The organism is Pseudomonas sp. GL_103 (assembly GCF_057835175.1).
Genome location: NZ_CM174420.1, coordinates 260825 through 286021, shown reverse-complemented (window position 1 = coordinate 286021; position 25197 = coordinate 260825). Strand labels below are relative to the sequence as shown.

The 25197-nt window shown below is 57.2% G+C and carries 23 protein-coding genes and 1 tRNA gene; 12 read left to right on the top strand and 12 right to left on the bottom strand.

Features of this window, described 5'->3' with window-relative positions:
- Positions 1–216: 216 nt before the first annotated feature.
- The 8 genes from AC3IP0_RS01320 to AC3IP0_RS01285 all read left to right on the top strand — a co-directional run bounded on the left by AC3IP0_RS01320 (position 217) and on the right by AC3IP0_RS01285 (position 8808).
- Entirely contained in the window at positions 217–1041 is an 825-nt protein-coding gene (locus AC3IP0_RS01320) for an FkbM family methyltransferase (protein WP_489317965.1), read from the top strand.
- 78 nt (positions 1042–1119) lie between these two features.
- Positions 1120–1195 (top strand) — tRNA-Thr (locus AC3IP0_RS01315).
- Between the two features lie 172 nt (positions 1196–1367).
- The gene (locus AC3IP0_RS01310; protein WP_489326489.1) at positions 1368–2690 is read left to right on the top strand and encodes a tyrosine-type recombinase/integrase; all 1323 of its coding nucleotides are present in this window, start codon (positions 1368–1370) and stop codon (positions 2688–2690) included.
- Between the two features lie 911 nt (positions 2691–3601).
- Positions 3602–4579, top strand: coding sequence for an integrase domain-containing protein (locus tag AC3IP0_RS01305; RefSeq protein ID WP_489326488.1), 978 nt, complete (start codon positions 3602–3604; stop codon positions 4577–4579).
- Positions 4576–4902, top strand: coding sequence for a hypothetical protein (locus tag AC3IP0_RS01300; protein ID WP_193862942.1), 327 nt, complete (start codon positions 4576–4578; stop codon positions 4900–4902). The genes AC3IP0_RS01305 and AC3IP0_RS01300 overlap by 4 nt, the downstream gene beginning before the upstream one ends.
- Before the next feature lie 160 nt (positions 4903–5062).
- Complete coding sequence (locus AC3IP0_RS01295; RefSeq protein WP_489326486.1) at positions 5063–6196, top strand: N-6 DNA methylase; 1134 nt, start codon at positions 5063–5065, stop codon at positions 6194–6196.
- Positions 6197–6205: 9 nt separating this feature from the next.
- Positions 6206–7921, top strand: coding sequence for an ORC-CDC6 family AAA ATPase (locus AC3IP0_RS01290; RefSeq protein WP_489326485.1), 1716 nt, complete (start codon positions 6206–6208; stop codon positions 7919–7921).
- A 2-nt stretch (positions 7922–7923) separates the two neighbouring features.
- The gene (locus AC3IP0_RS01285) at positions 7924–8808 is read left to right on the top strand and encodes a hypothetical protein (protein ID WP_489326484.1); all 885 of its coding nucleotides are present in this window, start codon (positions 7924–7926) and stop codon (positions 8806–8808) included.
- Between the two features lie 209 nt (positions 8809–9017).
- On the opposite strand, the gene AC3IP0_RS01280 is transcribed toward AC3IP0_RS01285, so the two are convergent.
- The 10 genes from AC3IP0_RS01280 to AC3IP0_RS01235 all read right to left on the bottom strand — a co-directional run bounded on the left by AC3IP0_RS01280 (position 9018) and on the right by AC3IP0_RS01235 (position 18995).
- Entirely contained in the window at positions 9018–9728 is a 711-nt protein-coding gene (locus tag AC3IP0_RS01280) for an SDR family NAD(P)-dependent oxidoreductase (protein WP_489317949.1), read from the bottom strand.
- 44 nt (positions 9729–9772) lie between these two features.
- Positions 9773–10417, bottom strand: a complete 645-nt coding sequence (locus AC3IP0_RS01275) for a DsbA family oxidoreductase (protein ID WP_489317948.1) — start codon at positions 10415–10417, stop codon at positions 9773–9775.
- On the bottom strand, positions 10414–10635 hold the full coding sequence (locus AC3IP0_RS01270; protein WP_150755619.1) for a tautomerase family protein: 222 nt from the start codon (positions 10633–10635) through the stop codon (positions 10414–10416). The genes AC3IP0_RS01275 and AC3IP0_RS01270 overlap by 4 nt, the downstream gene beginning before the upstream one ends.
- Positions 10636–10855: 220 nt before the next feature.
- Positions 10856–11140 carry a helix-turn-helix domain-containing protein gene (locus AC3IP0_RS01265; protein ID WP_056726889.1) on the bottom strand — a complete coding sequence of 95 codons (285 nt, stop codon included), beginning with the start codon at positions 11138–11140 and terminating at the stop codon, positions 10856–10858.
- Entirely contained in the window at positions 11130–11447 is a 318-nt protein-coding gene (locus AC3IP0_RS01260; RefSeq protein WP_489317947.1) for a transcriptional regulator, read from the bottom strand. Before AC3IP0_RS01260 ends, AC3IP0_RS01265 begins: the two co-directional genes overlap by 11 nt.
- A 248-nt stretch (positions 11448–11695) precedes the next feature.
- A complete protein-coding gene (locus tag AC3IP0_RS01255; RefSeq protein ID WP_489317946.1) occupies positions 11696–12982 on the bottom strand; it encodes an OprD family porin in 1287 nt (428 codons plus the stop codon).
- Between the two features lie 262 nt (positions 12983–13244).
- Positions 13245–13916 (bottom strand): DsbA family protein, encoded by a 672-nt coding sequence (locus AC3IP0_RS01250; RefSeq protein ID WP_489317945.1) that lies wholly within the window; start codon positions 13914–13916, stop codon positions 13245–13247.
- Positions 13917–14226: 310 nt separating this feature from the next.
- A complete protein-coding gene (locus AC3IP0_RS01245) occupies positions 14227–14439 on the bottom strand; it encodes a hypothetical protein (RefSeq protein ID WP_489317944.1) in 213 nt (70 codons plus the stop codon).
- Positions 14440–14682: 243 nt separating this feature from the next.
- A complete protein-coding gene (gene aguA, locus AC3IP0_RS01240; RefSeq protein WP_489326483.1) occupies positions 14683–15789 on the bottom strand; it encodes an agmatine deiminase in 1107 nt (368 codons plus the stop codon).
- 293 nt (positions 15790–16082) lie between these two features.
- Positions 16083–18995 carry an aminotransferase gene (locus AC3IP0_RS01235; protein WP_489326482.1) on the bottom strand — a complete coding sequence of 971 codons (2913 nt, stop codon included), beginning with the start codon at positions 18993–18995 and terminating at the stop codon, positions 16083–16085.
- A 255-nt stretch (positions 18996–19250) separates the two neighbouring features.
- On the opposite strand from AC3IP0_RS01235, the gene rfbC reads away from it, so the two are divergent.
- The 4 genes from rfbC to AC3IP0_RS01215 all read left to right on the top strand — a co-directional run bounded on the left by rfbC (position 19251) and on the right by AC3IP0_RS01215 (position 23593).
- A complete protein-coding gene (gene rfbC, locus AC3IP0_RS01230; RefSeq protein WP_489326481.1) occupies positions 19251–19796 on the top strand; it encodes a dTDP-4-dehydrorhamnose 3,5-epimerase in 546 nt (181 codons plus the stop codon).
- Positions 19797–19897: 101 nt separating this feature from the next.
- A complete protein-coding gene (locus AC3IP0_RS01225) occupies positions 19898–21706 on the top strand; it encodes a sensor histidine kinase (protein ID WP_489326480.1) in 1809 nt (602 codons plus the stop codon).
- Positions 21703–23097, top strand: coding sequence for a sigma-54-dependent transcriptional regulator (locus AC3IP0_RS01220; RefSeq protein ID WP_489317939.1), 1395 nt, complete (start codon positions 21703–21705; stop codon positions 23095–23097). Before AC3IP0_RS01225 ends, AC3IP0_RS01220 begins: the two co-directional genes overlap by 4 nt.
- A 40-nt stretch (positions 23098–23137) precedes the next feature.
- On the top strand, positions 23138–23593 hold the full coding sequence (locus AC3IP0_RS01215; protein WP_008046584.1) for a YiiD C-terminal domain-containing protein: 456 nt from the start codon (positions 23138–23140) through the stop codon (positions 23591–23593).
- A gap of 138 nt (positions 23594–23731) precedes the next feature.
- Here the strand turns inward: AC3IP0_RS01215 and cysQ are convergent, their stop codons facing one another.
- Positions 23732–24559 (bottom strand): 3'(2'),5'-bisphosphate nucleotidase CysQ, encoded by an 828-nt coding sequence (gene cysQ / locus AC3IP0_RS01210; RefSeq protein ID WP_489317938.1) that lies wholly within the window; start codon positions 24557–24559, stop codon positions 23732–23734.
- On the bottom strand, positions 24556–25122 hold the full coding sequence (gene nudE, locus AC3IP0_RS01205; RefSeq protein WP_056726899.1) for an ADP compounds hydrolase NudE: 567 nt from the start codon (positions 25120–25122) through the stop codon (positions 24556–24558). Before nudE ends, cysQ begins: the two co-directional genes overlap by 4 nt.
- Between the last annotated feature and the right edge of the window lie 75 nt (positions 25123–25197).

Sequence of the window (25197 nt, the reverse complement as noted above, 5' to 3'; positions counted from 1 at the left end):
TTTGCGAACAAACGAGAACGGATCCACAAATTCGGCCTAAACCCAGTGCGCTGCCAATGGCATTGTGCATAAGCATTTAATCAAAACGACATAAATGCCTAATCCCGGACCGCAGACAGGGGAAATTGCACCCTTTCATTACTCTTGATATACACACACGCAAGGGCGCCGGCAGCGCGGCCACAAACAAGAACATTTCTCCGACAGGATGCGCCAGTGACGTTCATTTCCTACGCACAGAATTTCGAAGACATACGCCTGTGGCGCGCCCTCAAAACCGTCGAGAACGGCTTCTACATCGACGTCGGGGCAAACCATCCCACCCATGATTCGGTCACCAAGGCGTTCTACGACAATGGCTGGACCGGCATCAACGTAGAACCGATGCCCAACTACTACGAAGCCCTGTGCCAGCAACGCCCCAAAGACACCAACCTGCAATGCGCGGCCGGGGAAAGCGCTGACGACCTGACCTTCTACGGCATCGCCGGTACCGGCCTCTCGACCCTCGACCCGGCCATGGCCAAACTGCACAAAGACGCCGGCATGGACGTGCGCAGCCAAACGATCAAGTCCCGCACCCTGGCCTCCATCTGCGAAGAACACGCCCAGGGCCGCGCCATCCACTTCCTGAAAATCGATGTCGAAGGCCACGAGGAAACCGTCCTGCGCGGCATGGACTTCAGCCAATGGCGACCATGGGTGATTCTCATCGAAACCCCCTGGGCCCGCGACCAGGCCTGGGAAACCCTGGTCACCGACGCCGGATACCACTCCATCCTGTTCGACGGCATCAATACCTACTACCTCGCCGAAGAACACCTGAACCTCAAACCCGCCTTCGACATCCCGCCGTGCAACCTGGACGAGTTCCAGTTCTGCAAAGGCCACAACTTCAGCCACCCCGTCAGCGACGCCGAACACCAACTCGCCGCCGCCCTGCAACGCGCCGAACAGGCCGAAGCACAGCTGCGCGCGATGCAAAACAGTCGAACCTGGCAAGCCATCCAGAAACTCAAGAAAACCCTGCTGCGCGCCTGACCTGAAGCCCGAACAAAAATAGTCAGAATTCAGGGGTTTACAGAAGCCAGCCAATCGCTATAATCGTCGCCCTGACACGCCGGTATAGCTCAGATGGTAGAGCAACTGACTTGTAATCAGTAGGTCCCGGGTTCGATTCCTGGTGCCGGCACCATACAAGGTTCCATAGAAAGCTTTCAAAATCTCTGGAACCCCCGAAAAACCCGCCTTCTGGCGGGTTTTTTCGTTTTAACGTTCCATCGGTTTCCGTCAGAAACTGGTGGATTCCAACCGTTTTAAGGGTAGAGTTTGGGATACAGGTCACTTCGATAAAAGGGAGTACCCTTATGTCGCGCACCACAGCTCCGCTCTCCGACGCAGCTTGCCGCTTGGCAAAACCTACAGACCGCGCCTACAAGCTTTTCGACGGCGATGGCCTCTACCTCCTAGTCCAACCCAATGGCCGCAAAGGCTGGCGGCTCCGTTACGTCAAACCTGACGGACGCGAAGGACTGACCTCGTTCGGCAACTACCCCGTCATTGGCCTCGCCGATGCGCGCCGCAAGCGCTTGGAAGTTAAGCGAATGCTGGCGGATGGCGTTGACCCTATAGAGACCAAGCACCAAGCCAAGGCGGAAGCCGTAATCAAAGGCAGAACCTTTGAAAGCGTTGCGCTCGACTGGCATACGGAAATGTCGGCCAAGTGGGCACCAGGCCATTCCAAGACAGTGATGAGCCGCCTCAAAACCCACGTATTCCCGCTGATCGGCGCAAGCGCCATTGTTGATCTCGACACCCATGACCTTATGCAGCCCTTGGAAGCGATCAAGAAGCGCGGAACGATCGACGTTGCTTTAAGGGTACAAAACTACCTGCAGAGCATCATGCGCGAGGCAAAGCGCCTCCGGCTTATCACCATAAACCCTGCTTACGATCTCGAAGGCTCGATCAAAGCCCCGCGGGTGGTACATCGCCCCGCTCTACCCTTATCGCGACTGCCGGAACTGCAAGAGCGGATCGACACCTATAAAGGCCGGGCACTTACCCGTCTGACGGTGATGCTGTCGCTGCATGTGTTTGTACGATCCAGCGAGCTGCGTTTCGCACGCTGGAGCGAGTTCGACCTCAAGCGCGGCACCTGGGAGATACCGGACACTCGACCCGCGTTGGAGGGAGTACCCTTTTCCACAAGGGGTACGAAGATGGCAGGGGATATCCATTTAGTACCCTTATCGCCGCAAGCAGTGGCGCTACTCGAAAAAATCCATGCACTCACAGGCAAATTCGCATTGGTCTTCGCAGGTGATGCCAAACCCTGGAAACCCATGTCCGAAAATACCGTGAACAACGCGCTACGGACGATGGGATACGACACCAAAACCGATATCTGCGGGCATGGGTTTCGTTCAATGGCCTGCAGCGCACTGATCGAGTCAGGACTGTGGTCCGAGACCGCCATTGAAAGGCAGATGAGCCACAAGGAACGCAACAACGTCCGTGCCGCTTACATCCACAAGGCCGAGTTCATCGAGGAGCGCAGGCTGATCATGAACTGGTGGAGCCGGTATCTGGAGGCAAACCGGCAGGAGCATGTCACTCCACACGAATTCGCAAACCAGACCGGAGCGAACGTCGCTCGCCTAAAAGCAAAACGTGGCGCAACCGAGTAAGCGCTCGGTCTTCATATCTCAGTGATCCGCTTGTCCACGCGGGTCCATCCAAACAGGGCTGCAAAGCCGCCCAGTTTGGATGGACCTCACTTAAAAAATCTAAAGCCCACGCAACTGTCTGTGGAAAACCACAGATTTCCACCGGTGGATAATTTCATCCACAGCCGCAGAACTCCCAAAAATTCGAGCCTTGACCCGAATTATCCACAGGCGTAGAAAAGATCTGGCAAATCGCTGTCGCTGACAGCAACCCAGGTAGCCAGAACCTTTAAGGCTACGCCACACCGTGGTGGTTCTCCCAAAGTGCGATTAGCGTCCGGCGGCTCGCACGGTCACAGCGATGTGATGGATGCCTACTTTTACCAGTGTGCCCACTGCGGCAACTCATCCCCTTTCATAGCTGCCCTGCAGCAACCTATCCGCTTGGCCATTTCCTTGCGCCAACCTGCGCCCGTCTCTTTCTCCCGGAAAGAGACGGGCGCTCCTACCACTGCTGCAGCCCACCTCATACAAGGCTTTGCGGCATTCCCCCTCGTGACAATCGGCGTGACAAACACCGAAGTCACCCGCAACAGCGATGCAGATGATGGTGCCGCAACCCACGGAATGGACTGCACCTGACTGACAGTCAGGCATGCCCCGGTCATCGCTTCACTGCCTTCACCCGACTCAGGATCTCGCGGCGTTGGTCTCGTCAGCCAATGCAGCCTCCACCCGCCCACTTCTTCGGAAGTGTTCAGGAGGCCAGATCATGAGATGCCCAAGCTCTCGGTCGTAAGGAGCCGCCAGTCCCGCGTCAGTGGACAAACCTCACAGGTCGCAGGGGCCTTGATCCCTGATAACACTCAACATTCTTGGCGGGATGACGTGGGGAAGGTTTCAAAGATTTTGGCTTCGAGAGGAGTTTGATCATGGCGTTGGTCGGTAATCGGGATGGGCGCAATTTTGGTTATGGCCGGCAACTGAGCTACGCCGGGCCGCAGGCGCTGAAAGACATGTTCGGCGGTGGACATTACGGGACTGTCAAAGCACACACCGATCGCTGGCAAGCGTTTGTGCGCTGGTGTCGATCGGAGGCTGGACCAGGGTTTAACGATGCGCGGCAGATTGATCGGCAGACCTTGCTGAACTACGCCGGGTATCTCCGGCAGCAAGTTGAACATGGTGAGATTGCCATCGCGACTGCGCAAAACCGGTTGTCCAGCGTCAACCGAACCCTCGCAGCTCTTCGCGGTGATCAGCATGTGAAAGTGCCGAGCCCGAGTAAGGTTTTGAGGATGCAGCGCACCACCGTTCGCACGACAATTCCGCAAGGCCAAAATCGCGAGCAAGTAATGCGCATTGTCGATGCGCTCCACGAACAGCATCCCCGCGCCGCGGCCATCGCACAGTTGGCACGCGCCACCGGCATGCGCTTACGCGAGGCGATTTTGGCCGACCTTCCTAGGCTGCAACGGGAAGCCGAGCAACTCGGGAGGATCAACATCCAGGACGGCACGAAAGGTGGCCGCGGCGGCGCGTCAGCACCTCGTTGGATTTCCGTGGATGACCAGGTTCGCGAAGCACTCAGCTATGCAGAACTGGTCTCCCCAGAGGGTAGCCACAATCTACTTGCACCGAACGAGAGCTACCTGGATTTCCAACAACGAATCGTCCGCCCTGCTCGGGATTTCCTCCATGCACACAACGTCAAAGGCTTCCATGAGTTAAGGGCGGCCTATGCGTGCGAGCGATATGAACAGATCACCCAACATCTAGCCCCGATCAATGGCGGCGGGTTCGGCCGCTTCGATCCACGACTAGACCGAAAGGCACGCACACAAATCAGCTATGAACTCGGACACAGTCGTATAGACGTTGTATCAGCGTACATCGGGGGTCAAAAATGAGCAGGCAGTTCGACTTTGAGGTGTTTCTGATAGCGGTGCTTAAGGGGTCGCATGCCACACGTCAACGCCATCTTCGCCAATCGAAACGTATCCAGAAGGCGATAGAGGATCGCTGGAAGCGAGACAATCCTTGGAGTTGGCGGCAGAAACATCTCGCTTGGTTTATGAACTCTTATCTGCTGAATCATGGCGCACAAACGCGATACTACTATCTGCTGACAATACGCTTGATTGCTCTGCGGCTGGGCAAGGAGTGGCATTTTCCACAAGCGCCAAACGCGGTTCGAACCATCGCAAGCGATTCTCCGCCATCAATCGCATGAACAGTCAAAAGCTATCTAGAATACGTTCTCAGACACGGTCAAACCCTGTAAAGTCGCTCTCCGAGCGCCCAACGAAGCAGTACCAATGGAATCTAGAACCTCTGACCATCTCGGTCGATACTACACCCGAGAGACAGTCGCCTCGCTTCTGATCAGCTCCATGAAGCTGGCTACACCTGGGACTGTCATTGACTTAGGTGCAGGTGATGGTGCGCTGGTAACTGAAGCCGCGAATCAGTGGGCAGCAGAACGCTATCTCACCGTAGATATTGACGAGCAAGCCGATAGCGGCCGCCTTCCGACGCTTCGCGGACCGTCTTTTGTTCATTTTACAGGTGATGCACTCGACCTGAGATTAGGCGATCGAATAGGGCTCGGCTGGTCGCAGGCCTGTGCTGCCGTGTGTAATCCACCCTATATTCGCCCTATCTGGCAGGAACATTTCGGCAATATCCTTGAAGAAGTCGGCCTTAGCCATGTCCTTCCAGAAGCAAAAAATGCACCCGCTGGAATACTATTTGTGGCACAAAACCTGCGCCTTCTTAAGAGCGGGGGCAAGCTCGGACTAATACTTCCAGACGGTTTAATTACTGGTGAAAGGTTTAAACAGTTTCGGCGCGCGCTAATTGAAAACCATTCACTAGAGCAAATTATTGAGCTGCCACGAAATATTTTTCGTAAGACGGAAGCTCAAACACACATTGTTATACTTTCAAAAAACGGGACACAAAAATCGACTGTAACAAGTAGGAAGCTCGAACTGAGTGGCGTTCTTTCTGAGGCGTTAAATATACCATCTGACGAGGCCATCTCGCGGATCGACTATAGCCATCACGTCCAAAACAAAACCAAAAAAACAAGAAAGAAGATTAGACGAAAGTTAAGTGAATTAATTTCTTCAGTTTCTAGGGGCAGCCATAGCTCTAGCTCAAGAAAATCAGTAAATCTACCGATCTTTCACATTACAGACTTGGCAGATTACGAGTCCGATATTTCACCTAGGTTTTTAGTATCACAGTCTGATGCGGAAGCTTTGGGCGGTAGCTATGCACGTGAGGGCGATATTCTTGTCGCGCGTGTGGGGCGGAATTTAAGCCGAAAGGTAGTTCTTGTAAAAAAAGGCCCAATACTTATCACGGATTGTTTCTTTGCTCTAACTCCCAATGCAGCTTCCGATGAAGTATTACGGCTACTAACGAGCGACTCAGGCCGCGCTCAGCTTGATAAAATTTCTCAGGGAGTAGGCGCCCGATTTATAACTGCTGCCCGACTTCTAGATTTAGAACTGGATTAAGAATTACGGATGACTACTAATAATCTCGAAAGCGTATTACAGCAGCGGGCAGACTACATCCCGATCGAAGACTTGCTCAAAGAGACCTCCCAAACAGGCGATCTTTTCCAGTCCGTGTACAAGGAGCTTACCAATCGCGCGCTGCGTACGATTGTTGGCCCAAGAGGATGCGGAAAAACGCACATGATGCGCTATGCCTGGCTCAGCTGCCGAGATAACATTAAAAATCCTTTTGCCGTTTATGTTACCTTCAACAGGTACTTTAGACTAGAGCCATTACTTTCTACACACTCCAATGCCCTACATCAGTTCCACTCTTGGGTTTTGGCTAGAATTGTTCTAGCTTTATTCGACAGCTTAACTGAGTGGGAGGATTCTCAAAAAGTTTATTCTACTCTATCAAGCGAAGCTCCGATTGACGCAATCAAAACATACGTCAACCGAGTAGAGCGAAATCTACCTCTGGACGAAAAAAACTCTGAGATTGCCGCAAGCCTGACAATAGAAACAGTGCAATCTTTGATTTCTAACGCTCGACGACTTCTCGGAAGAAAGTACACGATCCTTCTTATGGATGACGCAGCGCTTACCTTAGCTCCGGACTTCTTGATTGAGTTCCTTGACATTGTTAGGTCGCTGAAATCTATTGATCTGGCCCCGAAAGCATCCGTATACCCCGGAACTACTGAGGTCAGTTATAAATTCCATGAAGGCCAAGACTCAATCTCTATACCAGTGTGGCTCTGTGTCGAAGATCCAAATTACAATGAGATAATGGACGACATTGCGCGAGCTCGCGTACCTGATTTCCAAACCATCAATGTGTCACACACAGAAATGCTTCGCTTTGCGGCATTTGGCATCCCTCGTGCTTACCTAACAATGCTAGAGGAGTATCGACGGGGAGGGTTTCGTTCTAGCCAGCAAGCGGTCAATCAGATTATCCAAGAGCATCTTGACGCGCGAAACGCTGAATTCAGATCTTTGGGCAAAAAAGTGCCAAAAATCGAATCACTCGTCATCGCTGGCGAGCAAGTTTTAAACGGCATCGTGGCGGAGCTTAAATCCTTCAATGCGACCATCGCGCCCAAAAAACTTAAACAGCTTACATACGGTGTCGCCGAGTCAGAAATGACCGCCATTGTAGAGCGCATGTTCAACCTCTTAGTTGAGGCAGGACTGATTTATGACAATGGCACAGTTAAACATGGCACACCTACTAGAATTTATCATCGATTCATTCCTCATACTGCTCACCTATTAACGGTACGGGCATTAGGTGGCAGTGGCGCGGGGGGCACGATTAACCAGACAGTCGAGGCTATCGCGTTTAAATCGGCCAAACACCCCGTACGAAAAAGCTTAAAGAGAGTTGTAAACACTGTCGACCTTGATGGGCTCACGCTATCCCTGCCAAAATGCAGCTCGTGCGGTACTCGTCGTCTAACCGATAACCAGCGCTTCTGCCACAGTTGCGGACAGCAACTGGTTGATGCGTCCACATTCTCATTGTGCCTTGAAACTTTTATCTCCGATGTTCCGGGACTTACAACTTGGCAGCGAGACCAAATCTCCCAACACTTACCTTTATTGAAAACACTTCGCGACTTTCTGGCAAAGCAAGACCCAGCAGCAGATTTGCTAACGGTAAGGGGCTTCGGTCGTCGCAGAACGGCAAAGATCGTAGACGTTCTTAATGGCTTCGCAGACGACTTTCTATCCTAATTATGACAATTAAAGTTACGGAAAACGATTTTGCAAACTTGGTGGCCGTAAGGCCTCTGATAGGTGCAATCCAAACTGGTACACTTTTTGACGTCACTCACGACGACTCTGATGTATCACCCATTGATCAGTTCATCGAAAACACCCTAAGACTGAATCGAATGTGGGTGGCTCGGCAAGCAGACGAAGTGATTGAAACAGAGCTAGGTATTCTTTTAATACTTGGATACGTATCTGCCGTCGAAAGTTTTATGCGCGCGCTCCTGCGCAGAGTTGTATTCATAGACCCTTATTGCCAAAAAGCTTGCGAGAAAGCTGTATTATCCTATGGCGCTGCAAAACATCAAAGGCAAGAAATGCTTCCAGAAGCGCTGCTTGAAGAGTCAGTATTTTCTGGAAAAAAAGGCATAATAGATGGCCTCAAGAAATTTTTGACTTTTGACTTGAAAGACAAAGCTCTAGTTGAGCTACTCAACAATTACAACTCCGTCTGTGAAATACGTCATTGCTGCGTACATCGATTTGGAAAGCTGGGAACGAAAAACGCAATCGAACTCGGCCTTTCAAACCATAAGCAATTTATTGAAAAGCCTCTGAAGCTAAAAGTAAGTGACGCCGCCAGCATCGCAGACTTACTGACTACTCTAGCAAAATCATTAAACAATGAAATATTTAGATTTATTCTAGAACGCACCGCTACAGGAACTGAGTTGAATATAGGCAACGGGAAAGGTATTGGCTGGACCTGGAACAAAGCAAAAGATCGAAAGATTTACGGCTCCTACTATAAAATATTTGCTTCCCGACTAGATGCCGCCCCGACAGTTGAAGCTGGCGAACTGTATGATCGATTTCGGAGTATTTTTTCAAAGGTTAAAATAAAGTAAAAACTAGATAGCCTGTCTGCCCTGCCCTGCGAGGCAGTTGTGCGCAAGGATAAGGATAGCAATAGAGGTAGGCTTATTTTTTTAGATAAAAAAACCACTCAAAAACAATAAGTTAATCGATTTTTCGACTCTTGGTGCCGCACCATACAAAACAAAGCCCCTGCAGAAATGCAGGGGCTTTGTTGTTTCCGGGGTTTGAAAAAGCGCTTTCAGTGACCCGCGCTCTGACCACCGTCCACGTGCAGGATTTCGCCGGTAACGAACTTGGCGCCATCCAGATACACGACCGCTTGCGCAATATCATCGATCTCGCCCATGTGCCCGACCGGGTGCAGATTACCCAGTGCGGCGTGGGTTTCCTCGCCATGCATCGGGGTCTTGATGATGCCCGGGCTAACCGCGTTCACCCGGATCCCGCGTTTGGCGTATTCGATGGCCAGGGATCTGGTTGCCGCGTTGAGGCCGCCCTTGGTCAGCGAGGCCAGCACCGATGGCACGCCGTCGATAGCGTGGTCCACCAGACTGGTGGTGATGTTGACGACGTGGCCGCTGCCCTGTTTTTCCATCTCGGCGATGGCGAGTTGGGTGATGTAGAAGAAGCCGTTGACGTTCACCGACAACACATTGGCGTAGTCTTCTGCGGTGTACGCGGTGAACGGCTTGGCGATGAAGATCCCGGCGTTGTTGACCAGGGTATCGATGCGACCGAAACGGGACATCGCTTCACGGATGACGCGCTGGGCGGTTTCCGGCTCGCCGATGTCACCGGCCACGGTGTGGATGTCCGGATCGGTGGACGGTTTGATCGAGCGCGAAGTGGCTACGATCCGGTAACCGAGTTCACGAAAGGCTTTGACCATACCGTCGCCGAGACCTTGGGATGCGCCGGTGATTACGATGACTTTTTTCGAAATGCTCATGATGAAGACCTCTGACAATAAAAAGTGGGGTAGAAAATCTGTAATCAGGCGTTCGCCATTTGTCGCAACATCTGTTCGTAGTACTCGACCGATTGCAAACCGGACACCAGGTGGCGACCGTTCAGCACCATGGCCGGGACCGAATTGATGCCGTGCTGGCGGTAATAGATTTCAAGCTCACGCACTTCGCTGGCGAATGCGTCGGACGCCAGCACCTCTCTCGCACCTGTCGCATTGAGCCCCGCTTCAATCGCCAGACGCACCAGCGTCGAGTGATCGCTCGGGTTCTGGCCTTCGCTGAAGTAGGCCTGTAGCAGCACCTTCTTCAGCTCGACCTGCCGCCCTTCCTGCAATGCCCACAGCAACAAACGGTGCGCATCGAAGGTGTTGTAGAAGTGCGTGCGTTTCTCCAGATCGAACTTGAAGCCGATGGCCTCGCCGCGAGCGATCTGCATGGCCTTGCCGGCGGCGACATCGTCGGCCGTTCTCCCGTACTTGCGCATCAAGTGCTCCACCGCTTGCTCACCTTCAGCCGGCATGTCCGGGTTCAACTCGAACGGCTTGTAGGTCAGCTCAACCGAGACTTCCCCGGCCACGTTCTCGATCGCCTGCTCCAGCGCCGTCGCCCCCAGTGCGCACCAGGGGCACACCACATCGGAGATGAAATCGATGGTGACGGAGGACGTCATGACTGCCCTTGCGCCTCGGCCAGCTGTTTGCGGTACTGGGTGGTGGTGATTCCGGCGTAACCCCAGTTATCAGTGTCGACTTCCTCGATCACGATGTGGGTCAGGTCAGGGCGTTTATTGAGCACGCGCTCCAGTGTTTCAGTGATCTCGGCAATCACCTGAGCTTTCTGCTCAGTGGTAACGCCATCGCGGGTAATGCGTACGGTTACGAAAGGCATGAGGGCAACTCCAGTGACCTTCCCGTCGGGATGATGGGAGAGGCGTTGGAGATGAATGTATGGGGTTGGTGGGAGGGGATAAAGGTGGGGGCGGGAACTTCATTCGTTACGTGGTGTAATGAATTAAAGAGAAGGCATGCAAAGTACTGGCGCCCATCGAGAAACCTGCCGACTTTCTCAAAAGTCGGCGATGTGTTGAGAATGGAGTTTGCCTTCTTAGCTAAATCGCTTGAAGGTCACGCAATGCCTCAGGATGCTGACTCGCCACACGCAACAGCGTCTGCGCTGCTCCCGTCGGTTGCCGCCGCCCCTGCTCCCAATCCTGCAACGTTCGCAAACTGACTCCAATCAGCTTGGCGAATGCACTTTGAGATACACCGACTTTGGCCCGTGCTTCAGCTGCCGTAGACAACGGCACCTCTGTCACGCGAGCGGCTTTGCCTGCTTTCATTTGACGCACAGAGTCCAGCAAGTCCTGCTGGAATTGCTCCAGTTCATTGACCATTGCTGATTTCCTCCTTCAGTTGCTTGGGGAAGGCCGCGGGTAAATTGTCGAACTTCGCCTTGGTGTAGGCGATTAACAACCAGATTGAGCCTTCAGAAAGCGTGTTGTAGTAAATGACACGGGTACCGCCTCGTTTGCCCATCCCGTTACGGGACCAACGGACCTTGCGAAGACCACCGCTGCCAGGAACCACATCGCCGGCCAGCGGATTAGCCGCCAGCCAGGTAATGAATTCATGACGTTCGCCATCGTCCCAGATGGATTCAGCATAACGCTTGAAAATTTCGGTTTCGATAATCGTGAACATGGACCCAACTATACGGCATTGCCGTATATGCGAGCAATCGATTTGAAGTGCTAAGACGTGTCGCAATTTTTCACTTTTTGCGACACGTCTTCCGAACATGTCGCCGCAGACGACACGTTCGGAAGACGTGTTACCAAAATCGAGTTTTGACGACATGAGCACATCAACAGCACAAAAAAGCCCCGAACCAGTCGGGGCTTCTTCTTTTTTCTCAGCCTTGCATCAGACCTCGATACCACAACCCATCATCAGAAAATATTGATCGGGTAATCCACAAACACACGCACTTCATTGCCGCTGACGTTGTACTCGCTCGACTTCTGCGACACGCGCAGGACCGAGCTGCGCAGTTTCACGCTGAGGTCTTTGGCCGGGCCGCTTTGGACGACGTATTTGATCTGGTTGAAAATCTCGCGCTCGGTGCCGCCTTCGCTGGTGGACGTGGTGATGTTGTCGCCGCGTACATAGGCCACGTTGTAGCTCAGGCCCGGTACGCCGAAGGTGCTGAAGTCCAGGCCGTAGCCCACTTGCCAGCTGCGTTCGTCTTCGGCATTGAAGTCGGACCAGTAGGAGTTCGCCAGGTAGATGGTGTTGCCACCGTCGCCGACGCGACCTTGATCTTTCTGGTAGCCGCCGTAGGCGTAGCCCAGGTTGCTGTCGCCGGTGCTGCGCTGGTGCGCGAGGGTGAATGAGTGCGGGCCGGTGATGAAGGTGGCCGCCAGGCTCCAGATCTTGTTGTCGTCGCCGGTGATAGCGTTTTCGCGGACGTAGGAATCTTCCAGCTTGGTGCGGTAGCCGTTGAAGTCCAGGGTCAGGGACTGATCCTTGTCGATCGGGAACACGTAGTTGGCGTTCACGTATTGTTTCTTCAGCACGTCTTCGACGTCGGAAGCGTACAGCGCAGCCTTGAATTGCTCGGTGAACTGGTAGCTGCCGCCCAATACGTTGATCGACTTCAAGCCACCGCTGTCACGGCCTTCGGCGCTTTTGCGCGATTCGGCGGTGAAGCGACCGGCGTCCAGTTGCAGGCCTTTGATCTCTTTGGAGGTGATCAAGGTGCCGGTGTAGCTTTCCGGCAGCAGGCGCGAGTTGTCGTAGTTCAGCACCGGCAGAGCCGGCATCTGGTCGCCGTAGGTCAGGGTGGTGCTGGACAGGCGGAACTTGATCGCCGCGCCGCCCTTGGACAGGTCGTCCGCCGGCTGGCCGCTGTCGCCCTTTTTGAAGAAATCGATACCTTGCGCGCCGCTGCGGTCTTCGCTGCGCTCAAGGTTCAGTGCGTACAACCCGAAAGCGTCCACACCCACACCGACGGTGCCTTGGGTGAAGCCGGACGAGAACGTGCCGATGGCCGCCTGGCCCCACTCGGATTTATCCGGGTTGCCGTCTTTGTAGTCGCGGTTCATGTAAGCATTGCGCAGCAGCACTTTGAGGCTGCTGTCTTCAACAAAACCCTTGGATTCGGCCTGGTCGTTAGCCATGGCCTGTGTAGCACTCAACATCCCCAGAGCGATCAGGCTGATTCGCTTGTTCAACATCGTGTTCTTTTCCTTATTTCCGGTTGATACGCGCTGTGTCGATCTTCCGAAACGGCGCTATCGCGCTCTTTTTTCATGACGAAAACAAAAAGGCCCGCCCACGATTTCTCGCGGCGGGCCTTTTTATAATTTTTGATCGTGGCGGTCGGCCACAGGCGTTGTGACCGAATCGTAGCCGCGCCCTCAACGATGTGTCAATTTCATGAATCGTCTAAAAACAGGCGAAAACCGTCTAAGAAATTGCTTTACGCGGCAGGAATATTCAATCAACGCAGCCATCGAGGCCACAGGCTGCTACGGAAATATTTGCGTCCTGATCGGGGAGCGACTGACCCAGCCACTGCGCAAATGCCTGGGGTTTGCCCAGCCATGGTCCGATATCGATCAGGGTGAATTGGTCATTGTGCTCAAGTGCCAGGGTCGGAAAACCCTGTCCGCCCACCTTGGCCAAAAGAGCCCGGCTGTTCCTGATATGGCCTTCGGTGTCGGCCGCCCTGAAGGCTCTTTCGAAGGCTTCGCGGTCCAGCCCCATGCTGTGGACAAGTTCAAACAGTACCGATTCGTCGGCGATGCGGCGCCCCTCCACGTAGTGAGCACTTTGCAAGTGCCCCAGCAACTCCAGCCCGCGACCGGCCATTTGCTCGGCAGCCAGCACCGCAGTGATCGGTGGCGTGGAGTCGAACACGGCGGTGTGATCACGCAGCAAACCTTCGAAATAGGCTTCACCGAACGGCTGCCCGCTGTATTCGGCGATGCGCCGGTCGTGGGGCATGACGTAATTGCGCAGTTGTGGCGAAACCTTTTGCCGATTGGCCCCCGTCATCATGCCGCCGCCGTGGGCAATCACGGGCAGCACAGCCTGGGCGGCTTGCACCAACGGTTTGGCCCCGTAGCACCAACCGCACAAGGGGTCGTAGATGTAATGCAGGATCAAGGGAAAGCTCCGACAGAAATTCAGGAAAATTCGATGTCGGCAGGTTAGTGCCGCAGCGGCCCCGGAAAAACGCCGGATTGGCTTTCAGTCTGTTGCTTGAATCGGTCGAATGGTTGCGCTACTAAACCCTGTGGGAGTCAGCCTGCTCGCGATAGCGGTGGGTCAGTCGATGTAAATGCTGACTGGTCGGGCGCCATCGCGAGCAAGCTCGCTCCCACAGGGGATCGCGGTGATTGCATGAATCTGCACGCAAAAAAAAAGCGCTGCCATCCCGGCAGCGCTTTTTTTGTTCAATCCGTTGGTGTTCTTCTTATCCTTCCATCACATCCCACAACGCATCCAGTTCCGCATCGCTGAATAAACCAGCAGGGTAACGCTCGATCATCGTCCGGCGCGGATCAGTTTCGCTGATCTGACGCATTCCATTGGACTTGAACCAGTGCGCCAGGATCTGGAGCGATTCGCTGTTTACTGCCAGGGGATGCAACGCCTTTTCGCCCACAACATTCACTTCGGCGTTCATTTCAGCGCTCTCTCCCGGTTTGTGAGCGGCTAACTTATCCAAGGTTTATGACAGAACATAGAAGTCCTCCCTCCCCCGAGTTACAACAGCAGAGATACAAGAGCTGTGCCAAGGTTTCTAAAGTGTGTCTTTGCAGATACAAAAAAGCCCGCAGGCCTGTAGGACCGCGGGCTCCGTACAACAATGGTGGCTGATCGACAGCCTGAGGGATTTTGCAATCAACTCAAGCTGTTACGGCTTCACTCACTCCTTGTGCGGCGCGGGTTGTTGCTGGGTAAGGCAGTGAATATTGCCGCCCCCCAGTAACAGTTCGCGACCAGGCACCATCACCACTTCATGCTGTGGGAACAGGTTCTGCAAGATCTCTTTCGCCGGGCCATCCTGCGGGTCGTCAAAGCTCGGCGCGATGATGCCGCCGTTGACGATCAGGAAGTTCACGTACGAACCGGCCAGACGAACAGTAGGATTACGCTCCTGCGTACCATCGACCGGATCGACACCGGCGCATTCTTGCTCGGTCGCAAACAGCGGACCCGGGATCGGCATCTTGTGCACCGTGAACGGGCGGCCCTTGGCGTCGATGCTGCTTTGCAGCACTTTCATCGCCGCCTGGCAGCGCGGGTAGTTCGGGTCCTGCGGATCATCGGTCCAGGCCAGCAGCACTTCACCCGGGCGCACGTAGCAGCAGAAGTTATCCACATGGCCATCGGTTTCGTCGTTGAACAAGCCATCCGGCAGCCAGATGATTTTATCCACAGCCAGGTTCGCGCTCAGGACCGCTTCGATTTCTGCGCGATTCATGTGCGGATTGCGATTGCGGTTGAGCAGGCATTCTTCGGTGGTGATCAGGGTGCCTTCGCCGTCGACGTGAATCGAACCGCCTTCCAGCACGAAGCCTTCGGTGCGGTAGCGCGGGCTGCGCTCGATCTCGAGGATCTTGCCGCCGACCTGCGAGTCACGGTTCCACGGCGAATACAGACCGCCGTCGAAACCGCCCCAGGAATTGAAGTCCCAGTTCACGCCACGGACTTCACCAGTGTTATTGATAACAAAGGTCGGGCCGGTGTCGCGGACCCAGGCGTCGTCACTGGACATTTCAACCACACGAATATTCGGCACGTCCAGACGGGCACGGGCGTTTTCGTATTGGCCAGCGGAAACCGCCACGGTTACCGGTTCGAAACGGGCGATGGCCTTGGCCACTGCCACGTGGGCAGCTTGTGCCGGTTTGCCACCCAGGCGCCAGTTGTCCGGGCGCTCGGGCCAGATCATCCAGGCCTGGGTTTGGGGTGCCCATTCGGCTGGCATGTAGAAGCCGTCGGCGCGAGGGGTGCTGTTCAACGTGGTCATGGCTCAGGACTCCGGAGTGACATTGATACCTGACAGAAATGGAAGCGCATTGGTACACGCCGTGGACTGGCCACTTTATATCCGATAAATATCGGCTTTTAAAGCACCTTGCATCCACCATTACAAAAACAATCGATAAAAAGCCGATATCAATCGAACTAAAAGCACCATTCATGTGGGAGCGGGCTTGCTCGTGAAGAGGCCGGTACATCCGACGCAAATATTGCGCCTGGAATGCCGCTTTCGCGAGCAAGCCCGCTCCCACATTGGCCCGCATTTACAGGGGGATGTAGTTACAACCCTTCCGCGAGCACCTTCGACAGCATGTCCACGAAGAAATCCACGCTCTGGCGCGAAGTGACCATCGGCGGCTTGATCTTGAGGATGTTCAGGTAATCGCCGGTCGGCTGCATGAAGATCCCCAGCTCACGCAAGCGATCGCACAGTGCGTTGGTTTCTTCGGTGGCCGGTTCCAGGGTTTCGCGGTTGCGGATCAGTTCGACGCCAAGGTAGAAACCGGAACCGTGTACCGCGCCCACTAACGGATGAAAATCGATCAACGCTTCGAGGCGTTTCTTGAAGTGCCCGCCAACAACCTGGGCGTTCTCCCAGAGTTTTTCCTCTTGCATCACATCCAGCACGGCCATGCCGACCTGGCAACTGACCGGGCTGCCGCCGGCGGACGAGAAGAAGTACCCCTCGGCCTCCAGCGCCTCGGCGATTTCCCGGCGGGTGATGACCGCGCCCAGTGGCTGGCCGTTGCCCATGCCCTTGGCCATGGTGATGATGTCCGGCACCACACCCTGCTCTTCGAAGCCCCAGAAGAAATCGCCCATGCGCCCGTAGCCCACCTGCACTTCGTCGGCGATGCACACGCCACCCCGGGCCCGGACCATGGCATAGACTTGTTGCAAATAGCCTGGGGGCAGCGAGATACCGCCGGCATTGCCGTACACCGGTTCGCAGATGAAACCGGCCAGTTGGCGATTCTGCTCGGCGATTTTCGCCAGGTTGTGTTCGACGCTGCGCACATAATCCGGCGCGCTGTCGGGGCCACGGAATTCACCGCGATAGGTGTTTGGCGCGGTCACCGGGTGCACCCAGTCCGGGCGGCTGCTCAAGGCCCTGGGGTTGTCGGCGATCGAGGTCGACACCGAATCCGCGCCCACCGTCCAGCCGTGATAGGCCTCCAGCACGCTGAGCATGTCGCGGCCGCCGCTGTAGGCCCACGCCAGTCGAATCGCCAGGTCATTGGCTTCGCTACCGCTGTTGACCAGGAACACGCGGTCCATGCCGTCAGGGGACAGCTTCAGCAAACGTTCGGAGAACTCGGCCACGGCTGCGTAGTTGAAGCGCGAGTTGGTGTTGAGCAACGACCACTGGCGACTGGCGACGGCGGCCATGCGTGGATGGCCATGGCCCAGCACCGCCACATTGTTGAGCATGTCGAGGTAGGAGCGGCCCTGCATGTCGATCAAATGGTTGCGCCAGCCGCGTTCGATGCGCGGCGGATCAACGTAATAGTGTTTTTGCGTGCGGGCGAAGCTGGCATCGCGCCGGGCCAGCAGGGTCGGTCCGTCGAGCTCGGCTTCGGCGTCACAGGCCAGCCCCAGCAACGCTGCCGGCGAAGGGCACAAAGCTTGCCAGGCCGCCGCGCGCGAAGGCGTACAGAACAACGGCGCATTGATCGACGCGCCACGGCACAACTGCACGATCAATGGCCCGCTGGCCGAACCCAGTACCTGGCCTTTGACCAGGGCCGCGCCGCTGTGCAGCGACGGCGTGACACCCCAAAGCCGCACGCTCAATTGCGGGCCGTCCAGTTGCAGCACGCCCGCGGATGGGTGATGGACCACCCCGGCAAACGGCGCTTCGACCGTCGTGCCCTGAGGCACACGCAACTCGACGTGCAACGGGCAAGTGTCCGGTTCAGCGGCGCTGTCCGGGCGGGTGTGGGACAGTCGGTATTGTCCATAGCGACTGGCCGCCAGGCCATGTGCCGTGGCTGCTTCATCCAGCAGGCGCTGATCGACGCCTTCCTGCTCCCAGTTCCCCGCCTCGAAATGCGGACTGAGCACGCCCAGGTCGATCAGAGCGAACTCACGCCCCACCAGGCTCGGCAACAGCGGTGCGAAGCCTTCGCTGCCGATGGTGACCAGGTTTTGGCCCACGGCGGTGAGGATCGCCAGCTCCATCAACGCCAACGGCACCGACGTGGCCACACGGAAGATTTCCCATTCATGGACCAGGTTGTCGCGGCTGTAGGCATTGCCCGGATCGATGCTGACCTGCTGTTCGCCGCTGAGCACCAACACCGCCGCGCGGGCGACGATCAGCGGCCACAGCGCCAGCAGTTCTTCGTGTTGTAACGGGTTGACCGCGTGATACGCCTGGATTGCCGGCAAAATGCAGAACGGATCGCCCTCGCCATGATGCAGCAGCGCGGCGCAGGTCACCGACAGATCGGTAATGCGCCAAGTGCGCACCAGGTCGCCGAAATCGATCACGCCTTGCAGTTGCCAATGGCGCTGCGCATCGCGCTGCCACACCACGTTGTCGTCGGTGATGTCCATGTGAATGGCCTGCACTGGCAGTTTATCCTGCAGTGGCTGCAAATGCCGCTCGGCCTGCCCGGACGCTTCGACGATCAGTTTGCGCTGGGCTTCATCCTTGATCACCGGCAGCAAATGCGCGATCAAGGCGTGAGCATGACGGGCGTCCCACTGCAGGGTTCGCACCAGACCCGGATGGTCGAAATCCGCCAGGGCCAGGTCCATTTCACCGCACAGACGACCGAAGCCGGACACCACCGTCGGGTTGAAACGACCGAGGCTCGTCAGCGGCTGGCCTTCGATGTAGTCGAGCAGGCGAACGTGCACCGCCTGGCCACCCACGTCCAGCGACAGCAGGTCTGCACCGTTTTTCGCCGCGATAACACGCGGCACATGTACATCGGGGTGCTCGCCCAGATGCTTGAGCCCGGCGTGTTGCGCCTGAAGTTCCAGTACCGAGTAGTCGCCACGGCAGATTTTCAGGACGAAACGTCCCCGCTCGCTGTCGACGCGGTAGTTCAGGTCTTGCTGGCTGCCAAGGGCCTGCAACGTGCCGCTGAACCCATAATGTTCTTCCAGCAGCCCTAGCGCTTGCTCCGCAGACACCTGCGGGCTGGGCAAACTGGCGCGATGAATCAACGTGGCGAGCGGCATACAACGACCCCTGAAATTTTATTAGGCGCCTATATCGCCACTGGTTCGGGCGATACGCAACCCCCCGGAGCCGGTATGAGGGCATTTGTGGGAGCGGGCTTGCTCGCGAAAAGGGCGTGTCAGTCACATTAAGGTTGCCTGTCACTCCGCCTTCGCGAGCAAGCCCGCTCCCACAGGTTTTGTTCTGGTACTCGCCTCGATCGGCGCTTTGCGCAAGAATGGCGGCCATTCAACGCACACTGCTGGAGAGCCACCATGAATGTAATGACCACCGACCTGCCCGGTGTTCTGATCCTTGAACCCAAGGTCTTTGGCGACGAACGTGGTTTCTTCTATGAGAGCTTCAACGCCAAGGCTTTCGAAGAAGCTACCGGCCTGAACCCTCAGTTTGTTCAGGACAACCATTCCCGCTCGCAAAAGGGCGTGTTGCGTGGCTTGCATTACCAACTGACGAACACACAAGGCAAACTGGTTCGTGTTACAGCCGGTGAAGTGCTCGACGTTGCCGTGGACATCCGTCGCAGTTCGCCACATTTCGGCAAATCGGTTGCGGTGCTCCTGTCCGCCGATAACCATCGCCAGATCTGGATACCGGAAGGCTTTGCCCACGGTTTCGTGGTGCTGAGCGATTTCGCCGAGTTTCTCTACAAAACCACCGATTACTACACCCCGTCCGCCGAGCGCAGCATTCGCTGGGACGACCCGGACCTGGCTATCGATTGGCAACTGGAAGGCACGCCGCAGCTGTCGGCAAAGGACCAGGCCGCTGCATTCCTCAAGGACGCCGAAGTCTTCGCCTGATAACCCGGCGCAAGCTTCAAAAACGCACAAGGCCCACAGTGCGCAGACTGCGCCCGCAAGCCTAGGCATAATGCGCCTGTACCCACAGGCGCATGCTGCTCATGAAACCGACTCTCCCTCCCAGACCCCGTTGGCGCAGCCTGGCCCTGCTGGCACTGTGCCTGGCGCCGTTGCTGTGGCCGCTGGAACATCTCGCCGAGCGTTACTACCGCAGCGAGCTGGCCAGTCAGAATCGTCAAACCCTCGACCTCTACGTCGCCAACCTGCTGGGTACCCTGCACCGCTATGAAGTGTTGCCACAGATCCTCGGCGACCTGCCGGCCTTGCGTGCCGTGCTCGGCGCACCGGACGATGGCGTCACCCAAGGCAATGCCAACCGCCTGCTGAAAAACATCGCCACCCAGACCGGTGCCGAAGTCATGTACCTGATGGACGCCACCGGCAAGACCCTGGCCGCTTCCAACTGGGACAAACACGACAGTTTCGTCGGGCGCAATTTTTCCTTCCGGCCATATTTCAGCGAAGCCATGGCCGGGCGGCTCGGGCGTTTTTTCGGCCTGGGCACGACCTCCGCCAAGCGCGGTTACTTCTTCGCCGCCGGCGTGCGCAATGGCGAAAAAATCGTTGGTGTGCTGGTGGTCAAGGTCGATCTCGACCACACCGAAAGCCTCTGGGGCAAAACCCCGGAACAGCTGCTGCTGACCGACCACAACGGCGTCGTCATTCTCACCTCGCGACCAGAGTGGCGATTCCGCTCGACCCGCCCGTTGAGCGAGGACGAAAGCAAAGCCATCACGGCGATCCAGCCCTATCCAACCCGCGATCCAAAACCGCTGAAACTCAATCCCAATGCCTGGCTGACCCAGACCCGGCAGATTGCCGAAACCGGCTGGGACGTCAGCATCCTCGCCCCGCGCACCTTGATCGACCGTCCGGTGCGCACGGTAGTGGCCATCGGTGGTGCAACGTTGCTGGTGTTGATGCTGCTGCTCGGCCTGATGATGCAGCGCCGTCGCCATTACCTGGATCGCATCGCTTTCGAAGCCAAGGCCCGCCGCGAGCTGGAAGGCCGGGTCGCCGAGCGCACCAGCGATCTCGAAGGCCTGAACCGGCGCCTGAAACAGGAAGTGCTGGAACGCGAACAGGCCCAGCAGGAGCTGGTACGCGCCCAGGATGATCTGGTGCAGGCCGGCAAACTGTCGGCACTGGGCACCATGTCGGCGAGCATCAGCCACGAACTCAATCAGCCGCTGGCAGCAATTCGCAGCTACGCGGAAAACGCCGAAGTGTTGCTCGATCACCAGCGCACTGACGATGCCCGCGGCAACCTCAAGCTGATCAGCGAATTGACCGGTCGCATGGCCTCGATCATCGCCCACCTGCGCGCCTTTGCCCGACGCGACCGGCATGCTCCGGAAAGCGTCGCCCTGCAACCGGCGCTGGACGATGCCCTGGCCTTGCTGGCCAAGCGCCGACGCAGCATGGAAGTCGAGCTGATCCGCGACTTGCCCGCCGCCACCCTGTGGGTCGAAGCCGGGGAAACCCGCTTGCGCCAGGTACTCGGCAATCTGCTGGCCAACGCCCTGGATGCCCTGACGGAAAAAGGCCCGCCACGTAAACTCTGGCTGAGTGCCCAATCCACGGCCGATGGCGTCAACCTGTACATTCGCGACAATGGCCCCGGCTTTTGCATGGAAGCCCTTGGGCGCGCCAGCGAGCCGTTCTACACCACCAAGACCCGCACCCAGGGTCTCGGTTTGGGGCTGGCGATTTGCGAAACCCTGATGCGCGCCTTCGGCGGTGAACTGTCGTTCGCCAACCACAAGGAGGGCGGCGCCCTGATTACCCTGAAGCTGCGCGCAGGCGCACCGGGCGTGAGCCTGCAACCGTCCGAGGACCGAAGTGCATGACCATCGACAACCGCATTCAGGTCGTGTTGATCGACGACGATCCCCACTTGCGCCAGGCCTTGAGCCAGACACTGGATCTGGCGGGCCTGAAAATCCTGCCGCTGGCCGAAGCCAAGGGCCTGGCCGCGCAACTTGAACGTGATTGGCCGGGGGTGGTGGTCAGCGACATCCGCATGCCCGGCATGGACGGTCTGGAGCTGTTGACCGAACTGCACGCCCAGGACCCTGAGCTACCGGTGCTGTTGATCACCGGCCACGGCGATGTGCCGCTGGCGGTGCAGGCCATGCGCGCCGGGGCCTATGACTTTCTGGAAAAACCCTTCGCCAGCGACGCCCTGCTCGACAGCGTGCGCCGCGCATTGGCCCTGCGCCGGCTGGTGCTGGACAACCGCAGCCTGCGGCTGGCCTTGAGCGACCGCAACGAGCTGAGCACGCGGCTGGTTGGCCACTCACCTTCGATGCTGCGCCTGCGCGAGCAGATCGGTGCCTTGGCGGCGACCAGGGCCGACGTGCTGATCCTCGGCGAAACCGGCGCTGGCAAAGAAGTCGTGGCCCGGGCGCTGCATGATTTATCAAGCCGTCGCAACGGTCCGTTCGTAGCCATCAACGCCGGTGCCCTGGCCGAATCAGTGGTCGAAAGCGAGCTGTTCGGTCACGAGCCCGGCGCCTTTACCGGCGCGCAGAAACGTCGCATCGGCAAGTTCGAATTCGCCAATGGCGGCACGCTGTTCCTCGATGAAATCGAAAGCATGAGCCTGGATGTGCAGGTCAAATTGCTGCGCCTGCTGCAAGAGCGGGTGGTCGAACGCCTGGGCGGCAATCAACTGATCCCGCTGGACATCCGCATCATCGCCGCCACCAAGGAAGACCTGCGCCAGGCAGCGGATCAAGGGCGTTTCCGCGCCGACCTGTATTACCGCCTGAACGTCGCGCCGCTGCGGATTCCACCGCTGCGCGAACGGGGCGAAGATGCGCTGATGCTGTTCCAGCATTTTGCCGATGAAGCCAGTGCCCGCCACGGTTTGCCACCCCATGAACTGCAACCGGGGCAGCGTGCCTTGCTGCTGCGCCACTCCTGGCCCGGCAACGTGCGCGAGCTGCAAAATGCCGCCGAGCGTTTTGCCCTCGGGCTGGAACTGGAACTTGACCACAGCACGCCGGATGGCGGCGCTGGCAACAGGGTCGAAGTCGTCAGCGGCGGTTTGAGCGAACAAGTCGAGAACTTCGAAAAAACCCTCATCGCCGCCGAACTGGCACGCTCGCACAGCTCCGTGCGCAGCGTCGCCGAAGCCCTCGGCATTCCGCGCAAGACCCTGCACGACAAACTGCGCAAGCACGGTCTGAGTTTCGCCGACAGTGGCGCCTCGGCCCACCCTGACGACCTAGACTGAGCTACCGTCCAATCATCCACTTCAAGCCAGAGGCCCCTGAATGAGCCGCGATAGTCGACAACTGGAATCCGTTCTTCATCACGACATTCCCCTCACCCGGGACATGGGCCTCAAAGTGCTCGACTGGCATGACCAGCAACTGCGCCTGTACTTGCCGCTGGAAGCCAACGTCAACCACAAGAGCACCATGTTCGGCGGCAGCCTGTATTGCGGCGCGGTCCTGGCCGGTTGGGGCTGGCTGCATTTGCGCCTCAAGGAAGAAGGCATTACCGACGGGCACATCGTGATTCAGGAAGGGCAGATCAGCTATCCGCTGCCGGTGACGGGGGATGCCAACGCCATTTGCCAGGCGCCGGACCCGGTAATCTGGAAGAAATTCCTGACCACCTTCCAGCGATACAGCCGAGCGCGGTTGACGCTGCATACAAGGGTCGTCAATGAAGGCCGTGATGAGGATGCGGTGAGGTTTGTCGGGCAGTACGTGTTGCACCGCTAAACCAGGACCACCGCAAAACCTGTGGGAGCGAGCTTGCTCGCGATGGGGTCATCAAAGCCAACATTGAGTTGCCTGACACACTGCCATCGCGAGCAAGCTCGCTCCCACAAGGATTTGCATCAGCGCGCGAGAACGATCTTATGCCCGCGCCAGTTCCAGCAACTTCTCCCGCCAGGCCGCCTTCGCCGGCAATGCCAGGAAGAACGCGTTCAACAGCGACTCCCGCGCCGGATAGCTGAACGGCTCACCGCTCAACTCCAGCACCTCACCGCCTGCGCCTTCCAGCACACCTTGCGCTGCCGCCGTGTCCCACTGCGAAGTCGGTGCCAGGCGCGGATAGCAATCCGCCGCCCCTTCGGCCAACAGGCAAAACTTCAGCGAACTGCCGATATTGGCCAGTTGCAGTTCGCCAAGGCTGGCGCTCAACCCGGCCAGCAATCGCTCTTGCTCCGGGCTCGAATGGCGACGGCTGGCCACCACGGTGAACGACTCGCCGGGCGCTAACACATCACGCACCTTGATCGCCATAGGCGTGCCACCTTTATCGCCACGCCAGGCGCCGAGTCCCACACCACCGACGTAAAAACGCCCGTTGGTCGGCATTGACACCACACCGAACACCACCCGACCGTTTTCGATCAAGGCGATGTTGACGGTAAACTCTTCGCTGCCGTTGATGAATTCCTTGGTGCCATCCAGCGGATCGACCAGCCACCAGCGCTGCCATCCGGCACGCACGTCCTGGGGAATGTTGGCGTCTTCCTCGGAGAGCACCGGGATGCTCGGATCGAGCGCCGTCAGCCCGGCCAGAATCACGTGGTGAGCGGCCAGGTCGGCAGCGGTCACCGGCGAATCATCAGCCTTTGCCGTGACGGCGGTGCCTGTGCGCCAGAACGGCAGGATCGCATCACCGGCCTGCAAGGCCAGTTCAATCACCGATGCCATCATCGGGTGTGGGAAATTCATGGCTGGAACGCTCCGCGCTGAGTCAAAAGGTCTCGGGCCAGGTACAGCGCCGCCAAGGCACGGCCTTCGGTAAATTGTGGGTTTTGTGCAAGCGCCGAGAGCTCACGCAGATTGACCTTGTCCACCCGCATCGGCTCTGGCTCGTCGCCTTCCAGACGCTCTTCGTAGAGGTCGGTAGCCAGCACCACTTGAATCTTCTGGCTCATGTAACCGGGGGACAGCGACAACTCGGTCAGATGCTCCAGTTGCCGCGCGCCAAAACCGGCCTCTTCCTTGAGCTCGCGCTCGGCCGCCGCCAGCACGTCTTCGCCCGGCTCGATCAAGCCCTTGGGCAATGACATTTCATATGCATCCGTGCCGCCGCAATACTCCTCGACCAGCACCGCATGCTCGGCATCGAGCATCGCCACGATCATCACCGCGCCGTACCCGGCACCCTTGCCGACCAGGCGTTCATATGTGCGCTCCACGCCGTTGGAAAAACGCAGCTTCATCTCCTCCACGCAGAACAATCGACTGGTGGCGACAATTTCGCGGGCGAGTATGGTGGGTTTCTGGCGCATGCAAAGCTCCTTGGCGTGAACGCGCTACTATAACGCGGCTTTCCCGATTGTTTACGCCAGAAATCTTTCTACTGC